Annotated in this window: 8 protein-coding genes; all 8 read right to left on the reverse strand. The window is 52.1% G+C overall.

Going from position 1 to position 9,869, the window contains the following annotated elements; translation table 11 throughout:
- Nucleotides 1-153: 153 nt before the first annotated feature.
- The 8 genes from murD to mraZ all read right to left on the reverse strand — a co-directional run bounded on the left by murD (nt 154) and on the right by mraZ (nt 9,348).
- Nucleotides 154-1,509, reverse strand: coding sequence for a UDP-N-acetylmuramoyl-L-alanine--D-glutamate ligase (gene murD, locus JW883_15395; protein ID MBN1843650.1), 1,356 nt, complete (start codon nt 1,507-1,509; stop codon nt 154-156).
- A gap of 186 nt (nt 1,510-1,695) precedes the next feature.
- A complete protein-coding gene (locus JW883_15400) occupies nt 1,696-2,775 on the reverse strand; it encodes a phospho-N-acetylmuramoyl-pentapeptide-transferase (GenBank protein ID MBN1843651.1) in 1,080 nt (359 codons plus the stop codon).
- A gap of 106 nt (nt 2,776-2,881) precedes the next feature.
- A complete protein-coding gene (locus tag JW883_15405; protein MBN1843652.1) occupies nt 2,882-4,291 on the reverse strand; it encodes a UDP-N-acetylmuramoyl-tripeptide--D-alanyl-D-alanine ligase in 1,410 nt (469 codons plus the stop codon).
- A gap of 46 nt (nt 4,292-4,337) precedes the next feature.
- On the reverse strand, nt 4,338-5,876 hold the full coding sequence (locus JW883_15410; GenBank protein ID MBN1843653.1) for a UDP-N-acetylmuramoyl-L-alanyl-D-glutamate--2,6-diaminopimelate ligase: 1,539 nt from the start codon (nt 5,874-5,876) through the stop codon (nt 4,338-4,340).
- A complete protein-coding gene (locus JW883_15415; GenBank protein MBN1843654.1) occupies nt 5,873-7,651 on the reverse strand; it encodes a penicillin-binding protein 2 in 1,779 nt (592 codons plus the stop codon). Before JW883_15415 ends, JW883_15410 begins: the two co-directional genes overlap by 4 nt.
- Complete coding sequence (gene ftsL, locus JW883_15420) at nt 7,648-7,938, reverse strand: cell division protein FtsL (protein ID MBN1843655.1); 291 nt, start codon at nt 7,936-7,938, stop codon at nt 7,648-7,650. Before ftsL ends, JW883_15415 begins: the two co-directional genes overlap by 4 nt.
- Before the next feature lie 11 nt (nt 7,939-7,949).
- Nucleotides 7,950-8,885: a 16S rRNA (cytosine(1402)-N(4))-methyltransferase RsmH gene (gene rsmH, locus JW883_15425; protein ID MBN1843656.1), complete on the reverse strand. Its 936-nt coding sequence runs from the start codon at nt 8,883-8,885 to the stop codon at nt 7,950-7,952.
- A 16-nt stretch (nt 8,886-8,901) separates the two neighbouring features.
- A complete protein-coding gene (gene mraZ / locus JW883_15430; GenBank protein ID MBN1843657.1) occupies nt 8,902-9,348 on the reverse strand; it encodes a division/cell wall cluster transcriptional repressor MraZ in 447 nt (148 codons plus the stop codon).
- Nucleotides 9,349-9,869: the final 521 nt, after the last annotated feature.

Below are 9,869 nucleotides of genomic sequence, written 5' to 3' on the forward strand. Positions count from 1 at the left end.
AATTGTTTGATATTTGTAATGTGATATTTGTAATTTCAATAATTCAATGAACTTCCAACAAAGCAAATCCCCTCTGGGGATAACCAATGCCTGGTCCTCTGGGCCAGGATTTTTACCATTGGTAATTTATCATCGATGATAGATAACAGGTTGTCACTGCTCTGCGAGCTTCCCCACGGCATTGCAGAAAACTTCTCCCCGTTCGGCATAATCCGTAAACATGTCAAAGCTTGAACACCCGGGCGACAGGAGCACCACATCTCCTGGAGTTGCTGCCTCCCGGGCCAGGTGCACCGCCTCCTCAAGGCTTGTTGCCTCTCGAGAATTCGTGAGTCCGCCCAAAACGTTCAGGATCTTTTCTCTTGCCTCTCCAGTCACAATGAGACGCTTCACTCCCGCCTTGACACGTCCATTTAGCACGCCGTAATCCCCACCCTTGTCCCGTCCCCCCATGATGAGAATTACGGGATCATCAAAACTCTCAAGTGCCCGCACGACCGCTCCAACATTTGTCCCTTTTGAGTCATTGTAATACTGGACGCCGTTGACGGTCTGCACGTATTCGAGCCTGTGACGGAGGCCTTCAAACATGTCCAGCGCCTTCTGGATACCTGATTTAGTGGCCCCTGCGGCCAAGGCGGCCAGACTGGCGGCCGCAGCGTTTTCATAATTATGTGTTCCTTTCAGATCGAAACTTTCCAGGCTCAACGTCAGGGGCATGGTTCCCGGAAGCCTGCAGATCATCTCATTGTTGCGGAACTCAACGCCATCTTCCCGATCTGAATTGGTGTTGAAATAGAGCGTTCGAGCCCGGATCTCCGGTTCAACTCTGTGCATAAACGGGTCAGCCCTGTTCAATATGGCAAAGTCCGTGGCCTCTTGATTCTCAAACAATCTGCCTTTTGAACGGACATAGCCTTGAAAATCATTGTAACGATCAAGGTGATCCTCGGAAATGTTCAGAAGAACTCCCACCTTGGGCCTAAAACTCTCTATCGTGTCGAGCTGAAAACTGCTGATCTCGGCCACGATCATATCTGCACGTACCTCCGAATCAACATAGCCGATAAGCGGGGCCCCGATGTTGCCTCCCACAAAGACCTTGAAACCGGATGCCCTCAACATCTCCCCCGCAAGATTCGTGGTAGTGGTTTTGCCGTTGGTGCCGGTTATGGCAATAATGGGTTCACTTATATATCGAACAGCCAATTCCAGTTCGCCGACAACTTGTATGCCTGCCTCCCTGGCCGCCTCTAGAGGGCCAATGGTGTGTGGCACCCCCGGACTCACCACAATGAGATCATTGGCCAGAAAAGTCTCCGCTTTATGTGGCCCGAGACTCAGGGCAATTCCCATGGCACGGGCCTTCCGCGCGTGAGAACCAAGCTGTTTTTCTGCCATAACGTCAGCGGCAGTGACCCTGGCTCCATGATTTTTCAAGAACCGGGCAACTGCAAGCCCCGTCTTGGCCAAACCAACTACCAAGACTTTCTTGCGCTTGAGCTCCAAAGCTCTCCTTCCTCGTATTGTCCTGCTTCTCTGTTCCAAAACTTCGTTGTACCTTCCCTAATCCTAACAGAAGCATCCTCGGTTGGAGGATCGGCCCTTTTGGGCCTTGAGGTTGGAGGAAAAAGATGTTTTTTTTGCCTCTGGCCTCTAACCTATCGCCTCCAACTGCGCGGGAGGCGCTACTGCCTACCGCAGCTTCAACGTGCTCAAGGACAAGAGTCCCAAAAAAATCGCAATGATCCAAAACCTCACGATCACCTTGGGCTCAGCCCATCCCTTTAACTCAAAGTGGTGATGGAGCGGGGCCATCCTGAAAATACGACGGCCGTTGGAAACCTTGAAAAACCCTACCTGGAAAATGACCGAAAGGGTTTCCAGGACAAAAATCCCCCCTACCAAGGCCAGCAGTATTTCATGCTTGGTCATGACGGCAGCGGCCCCCAGGGCGCCGCCCAGGGGCAAAGAGCCCACATCCCCCATAAACATCTGTGCCGGGTAAGTGTTGTACCAGAGAAATCCCATACCAGCCCCCACAACTGCGCCACAGAATACGGCAAGCTCCCCGCTACCTGCCACATATTGAATCTGAAGATAATTGGCGATTTTTGCATGGCCGGATACGTATGAAAGGACCACGTAGGTGGCTGCCGCCACAGTCACAGGGCCGATGGCAAGACCATCCAGGCCGTCGGTCAAATTTACTGCATTAGAGGTTCCCACAATCACCAAGGCTGCAAAGAGGATGTAACACCATCCCAGGTCAGGATTTATCTCCTTTAGAAAGGGAACACTCACATGGGTATCAAAATCCGGACGCATGTAAAGAAGTCCTCCAACCAGCAACCCTATGGCCGCTTGCATCAAAAACTTACTCCTTGCCCGCAACCCTCTGCTTTGTTTTTTTCGCTGCATCAGGTAGTCATCCAAAAATCCGATGGCGCCATAGCTGACCGTCACAAGGAGCACCATCCAGACAAAGAAGTTTGTCAAGTTACTCCAAAGGAGTACAGCAGTAAAAACGGCAAATAGAATCAATAGACCACCCATTGTCGGGGTGCCGGTTTTAGTCGTGTGAGTTGAAGGACCGTCATCCCTCACATACTGGCATACCTGATACTCTGTCAGTTTTCTTATAACCCATGGTCCAAGCAATAAAGATATCAACAGGGCCGTGAGGCTGGCATAGATCGTACGGAACGTAATGTAGCGAAATACATTGAACGCCGAGAAAGTCGTATGAAGCGGGTATAGTAAATGATAAAGCATGGCTTATCTGTTAGTCATGAGTTACTGGTCATTAGTCATCTATCATTGTTCATTTGTTATTGGTTAATGGTCAATGTTCGATGATAAATGGCTGCTATCTTCTCCATTAGCCAAAGTGTGACTGCAACCCCTCCACCACATTTTCCATGGCCATAAGCCGCGAACCCTTCACCAGGACCCAATCCCCCGGACCTAGACGGCCCTTGACCGCATCCAGGATCTCCTCATGGCTACCGATGAAAATCTTTCCGGCATCCATCCCCGCCCCTGCGGCCCCTTCTGCCACAACCGGCGCGAAGTCACCTGTGGCATAGAGCCGGGCAATGCCCCTGCGGGCAACCAATATGCCTAGATCTTTGTGGGCCTTCTTGGCGTGTTCACCCAGTTCAAGCATATCTCCTGCGATCAATATACCTCTGCCGTTTCCCTTCAAAGCGCCTAACGTATCAATCGCCAGCGCCATGGAGCCGGGGTTGGCATTATAGGTATCATTAATCAGGTAGATTCCCGCGGGAAGCGTTATGATCTCCATGCGCCCTGGCAACGGGACTACGGACTCCAAGCCCTCCTTGACCTCCTCAATGGAAAGGCCGACTCGGTACCCCACGGCAGCTGAAGCCAAGGCATTGTAGATGGCGCCGCTTCCCCAAATGCCCAGACGTACGCGAATTGACTCATCGTACCAACAAAGGTCAAATGAACAGCCGGAAGCAGTCTGAGACACCGGCGTTGCCCATACCTCAGCCGAGCCGTGAATCCCGAAGCTAATCACACGTCCGTCAAACTGCTCGGCGAGCCGGCAAATCCTTTTGTCATCGATATTCAGCACTGCCGTTCCGTCTTCACCCAAAACCTCAAGGAGTTCGCCCTTTGCCTTCATCACCCCGTCTATATTCTTCACACCCTCCAGGTGGCCTGCTTCTATATTGGTGATCACACCTATCTGAGGCGTGCAGATTCGGGAAAGCCGCCCGATCTCCCCGGGGTGATTCATGGCCAGTTCAAGAACAGCCCATTCATGCTCTTCCGTCAAGCGCAACAGGGTAAGCGGCAACCCAATCAGATTGTTGAAATTCCCGGACGTTTTCAACACCGAAAATGCCCGGCTCAACACGGCCGCTGTCATTTCCTTTGTAGTTGTCTTGCCGTTCGTGCCGGTTATGGCCACAACCGAGGCTTCACTTTGCCTGCGATGAAACGCGGCCATGTCGCCCAAAGCCTTAAGCGTGTCCGGCACAACAATCCAGCAGCGGTCCTTTCCCGGGCCAGGCGCATCTGACCTCGTAAACGCTTCGCTAACAAGGACGCCCAGGGCGCCTTTCTCAAGGGCCATATGCACAAACTGGTGCCCGTCATATTTCTGTCCGGTAATGGCCACAAAAAGCTCGCCACCTCGAATGGCGCGGGAATCCGTGGAAATCGCCCTAAAGCGAATTCTCTCCTCGCCAAAGCCTAAGCGACCACCCGTGGCCTCCAATACGTCAGAAATGCTCCAGGATGTTAGGTCATTAGTCATTGGTCATCAGTAACCGGCATCTTGCATCGGGCATCTATAACAAAGATTACTTACTGTGGTTCCTCATCGACAAGCTCTCAAGTACCTTTTTTGCTTCCACCCGGTCATCAAAAGGCACAGTCTTCTCACCTATAATCTGGTACGTCTCGTGCCCTTTGCCTGCGATAAGAACCGTATCTCCACGTCTGGCTGCATTGAGTCCCAAGGCAATGGCGCGTCTTCTGTCCGGCTCTACCGTGTAGCCTGGTCTGTCAAACCCATTTGCCAAGTCCTTGGGCTCGTACCTGCAGCCCTGCACTGAAGCCGTGCCAGCCGTGATTTCGGACAGGATTTCTTCAGGCGCCTCTGTACGTGGATTATCGGAGGTTAGCACCGAAAGATCGCACAACCGTCCTGCCGCCGCCCCCATCATAGGGCGCTTTTCTCGATCCCGATCACCCCCGCAACCGAATATGGTGATCAGCCGGCCGGAGGCAAGTCCTTTCAAAGCGGTCAGAACGTTTTCCAGGGCATCCGGCGTGTGGGCATAATCTATGAACACGCAAAGCCCTGCCTCGTTAACAACGGGCTCAAGCCTCCCCGGGACACCCTGAAGGTTCTCTATCCCTGCTTTTATTATGGGCGCCGGCAACCTTATGGTTGTAGCCACTCCTGTGGCAGCCAAGATGTTGTGTATGTTATAATATCCCACCATGTGAGATCTGAAATCAAAATGGCCCTCAGGCGTTTGCACCCTCCCTGACACACCCCTTAAGGTCATCTGAACATTCTCGCCTCGAACGTGGCACCCCTCGGAAATACCCACCCGTAAAGATCTGACAGCGACCTCTGAGGCGAGTTCCTTGCCCTTGCTATCATCCCAGTTGATGACTGCAACTGCGTACGCCTGTTTTGATCCAAGCTCCAGACACTCGAGACAGAGCTTTTTTTTGCACTGCCAGTAGGTCTCCATGTCTCCGTGATAGTCGAGATGGTCTTGCGACAGGTTCGTAAAGACGCCAACATCGAACTCGCAACTGGCTACTCGATCCTGATCCAGGGCATGGGACGAAACCTCAATAACTACATGGGTAACCCCACTGTCGGCCATCTGGCGGAGTATCCGCATCAGGTCCAGTGACTCAGGGGTTGTCACCGGATTGGGAAAGCTCTGTCCTGCAAATCGATAATTGATCGTGCCGATAACTCCCACGTTGAATCCGGCTGCGCTGAGCATGGATTCGATGAAGTACGCTGTTGTGGTCTTTCCGTTGGTGCCGGTTATGCCGATTACAAAAAGCTCTCTGGAAGGATCTCCGTAAAATGCCGCGGAAAGAGCCGCCAGCGCACGACGGGAACTTTCAACCTTTACTACGCTGACAGATGCCGGGACAAACGGCGCTTTTTCCGCAACAATAGCCGCGGCCCCCCGTTTGACCGCGTCATCAACAAAGCCGTGTCCGTTAGCCCGAAGCCCCCGGATGGCCACAAATAGCCCGCCGGGTTTCACACTGCGAGAGTCGTAATGGATCGAGTTGATGATTTGATCTTCCAAACCGACAACATCTTTCACGACCAGAGAGTTAAGCAGCGAATTCAATTTCACCCCGTCCACGTTGCCTCCACAGAGGCTCTGACGGATCCACCTGTTTCTTCCTGAGGTGTCGCCAGTTCAGGAGGTATTTTCAGATACTGAAGGCTTTCCTGGGCAATCTGTCTAAAAACCGGCGCAGCAACCACACCACCGTAGTGGTGCTTTTTCGGCTCGTCAATAACGACGAGGATTACAACGGCAGGATCTCGAGCCGGCACAAATCCCGCAAAGACGGCTGTGTGTTTGTTTCTCGCATACCCTCTTGCCTCGGGATCTACCTTCTGGGCTGTGCCCGTCTTTCCTGCGACCCGGTAACCCCTTACGGCCGCCTTCAGCCCAGTGCCCCCTTTTGCCACAACCCTTTCAAGCATTCTGGCCAGGATTCGGGCTGTCTCAATTGAAATAACCCTTCGTAGCCTTGTGGGCCGAAAGCTCTTTACGAGACGGCCTTGCCGGTCGGTCATAGCCTGAACCAGATATGGTTTCATCAGGACGCCGTCATTGGCGGTAGCGCAAACTGCAACTGCAAGCTGCAAGGCTGACATAGAAATGCCCTGCCCAAAACAGATGGCCATAGCATCCATGTCCGACCAGTGTTCATGGGGCAGGACAGAGCCTGGACTCTCGCCCGGACAGTCAACACCGGTCCTGGTTCCAAAACCAAATGCCCTGATCTTGTCGCAGAAATATGCCGATCCGATCTTCTCCCCGATTTTGGTGGCCCCAATATTACTTGAATACTTCAAGATATCTCTGAGTGAGAGGGCGCCATAGGCGTGGACGTCATGGACAACGTTGTTGCCGATCTTGTAGCGCCCCTCCTCACACTCAAATCTGGAATCAGGTGTGCAGAGGCCCGACTCCAGCGCAGCAGCGGCCAGGAATATCTTGAAGGTGGAGCCGGGTTCAAAAGAATCGGTAATTGCCCGATTCCTCCTTACCCAGGGCTCGTATTGTCCAAAGGTGTTTGGATTAAATCGAGGCACATGGGCTATCGCCAAAACAGCCCCCGTTTCGGGGACCATGACCACCGCCACGCCTGACTCGGCAGAAAAGGTCTCCACCGTTTCAGACAGGGCCTGCTCGGCAATGTGCTGAATATTTTTGTCAATGGTCAGAATCACATTGCATCCATCCTTGATTTCAGGCAAGGCCACCGCCTCCACATCAAAAGAACGACCCAGGGCGTCTTTGAAGACAGTCCACCTACTTTCCTGACCGCTCAAGAAGGGGTCATAATAGTATTCAAGTCCCTCCAATCCCTTCCCGTCAGTGCCGCAAAAACCGATGACCTGAGCAGCCAGGGTTTTCATGGGATAGAACCGGCGGCTTTCTGTCACAAAGTCGACCCCGTCCAGTTTCAACTTTCTGACCGCCGATACCTGATTTGGCTTTGCGTGACGCTTTATCCACACAAATCCCTTGTCCGAAGAAAGTTTCTTCAAGATTGGCCCCTGTTTCAGGTTCAGGGCTCGCGCCAGCAACGAAGTCGTCTGCTTCGGGGACGAGATCCGTTTCGGATAGGCGCAGATAGAGGATACGTCAATACTTACCGCCAACTCCGCATAATTCTGATCATAGATCGTGCCCCGTCTGGGCATGTTGTGAAAGGCCTTTTTGTACTCACCTGCAGCCCTCTCAGAAAGCTCGCTCTGTTCAAGGACCTGCAATTGAACGGCCCTGCCTATGATGACCCCGAAACAAAGCGTCAATATAGTGGCAACGACTACGATTCGAAAACGAATCCATTTGGTGGCGTCAGGTTTCTTCTTCCTGTAATCTTTCATGGGAGCACGACAACATGACTGGAGTCAGGCATGACCAAACCTCGTTTTTGGGCAAGACGTCTTATCCGCTCCGGAGATCTCAACCGTGCCTCTTCGACCTGAAGCTCATGATGAAGCGCTATGAGCTGCCGGCGCTCTTGCTTCACCTGGTCAATGTCGTATCCGGTCTGCACATATTGCACGCGACACCAGCTGAAGACTAATAGCTCTGCCACAAAAAACACTATCAGCAAAAGCCATGGGGTCAGTGTTGAACGCGGCTTCCTGACGGCCTTTCGTCTTGTCATTGTCCCTCACCTTACAGTTTTTCCGCGGCCCGCAGCTTGGCGCTTCGAGCCATAGGATTGGCTTTAATCTCGGCCGGGTCCGGTCTGGCAGGCCTTTTTGTAAGGATACGAACCTGAGGCTTTTTCCCGCATACACACACCGGAAAGTCAGGAGGACAGTCACAACCACGGGCTAAGGCCTTGAAATGCTGTTTCACAATCCGGTCTTCCAAGGAATGGAACGAGAGGATGCACAGGCGGCCCTTTGGATTCAGGAGATCGGCCGCATGGCCCAAGAATACCTTCAGACACTCCAGTTCCTGATTCACTTCAATCCTTAATGCCTGAAATGTGCGGGTTGCAGGGTTGATGCGTCTCGGTCGATGTCTCGCCGGAATAGCCTCCTTCACGATTTCAGCAAGCTGTGAAGTGGACCGAATCCTTGCGCGCCGGCGGGCCCGGACAATACCTTTGGCAATGCGCATGGCCCAAGGGTCTTCTCCGTAACGGGCTATGAGATCGGCGAGTTCCTTTTCTGAAAACCGGTTTACAATTGCTTCAGCCGTGTTTTCTTCCTCCGGATTCATGCGCATGTCCAAAGGCTCATCACGCATAAAGCTGAAACCCCTGCCGCTTTCCTCCAGTTGATAAAGCGAAAGGCCTAAATCGAGTAAGATCCCGTCCACGCCCCTTGTGTTTGACTGGGAAAGCACTTCTGGAATATAAATAAAGTTTTCGTTAACAAATTGAACGTTTGATTTGAAATCACGGAGGTATCTGCGGGCGCTGGCAATGGCATCAGGATCTCTGTCCATCCCGATGAGAAAACCATTCGGACCAATGACTCGCAGAATCGCTTGGGCATGGCCACCTCCCCCTAAAGTGCCATCCACGTATGTCTTGCCAGGTGAGCAGCCAAGGTAGCCAATGACCTCCTTGACCATGACCGGGATATGGCGATATCGCATGGCTCTGTCGCTCACCCTAGAGCCCCAGTGCAGCAACCTCGTTTCTCATATCCTCTTTCTTCAAATCACTCTGGAACTTTGCATCTTCCTTCAACCATTTCTCTTGCGACCATATCTCAAAGTGATCCAATACACCTATCAGGACAACCTCTCTGTCCAGGCCCGCATACTGACGCACGACCGGTGGAATCACAATGCGACCCTGCTTGTCAGGAAGACAGTCAAAGGCGCCGCCTATGAAGATTCTCCGGAACCGCCGCATGTTCTCGCCTTTAACGGCCAGGTTGAGGATACGCTCTTCAATCTTTCGCCATTCTTCAAATGTATAACAAAACACGGCGCCATCCATCTTTGAGACCATAAGCCCGTTAACACTGCTCTGCTTCAACACATCTCGAAAACGGGTCGGAATAATCAATCGGCCCTTTGTGTCCAGATTATGAAAGGAGTTGCCCCGGAACATGTTCTGGCCCGCCTTCATTTGTATCCACTTTGGTCCACTTTGCACCACCCCTATATAAACCGAGATTTTGAATGTCAAGCAAAAAACGTGAAGAAAACTCACGATTTTTCAAATAATTCATGGCTACTAAGACAATCCCCGTCATATGGTATGGCGACAATACGAGCTACACTCTATGTAGGGATTGCCCTTAGTTTCCATCCAGAAATGGCCCTTTTCCGCAATCTCGGCGTCAATCTGCGGGATCGCTTGTGCGGCGTATCAATGTACGCCTCCGCGCAATCCCTTGATTTCCTTGACCTTGCGAAAAATTGCTCATTTCTGAATTGGAAACTGACGCTAGTGCCCAGTGTCTTAAGATTCGTTTATGGATGGACACTCTTTATGGGTCAGGTTCAGGGCGGTAACTGGAGTTGTCTCGAAGGAAATCCTTGTGACCGGTCACAGGAATCCCTCGGCCGCTTAGGGTTCGTCACGAAATAAGTGTCTCAAGATTGCGAAGGATTTTGGGTTGTATTCAA

This window comes from Deltaproteobacteria bacterium (assembly GCA_016930875.1).
GTDB lineage: Bacteria > Desulfobacterota > Desulfobacteria > Desulfobacterales.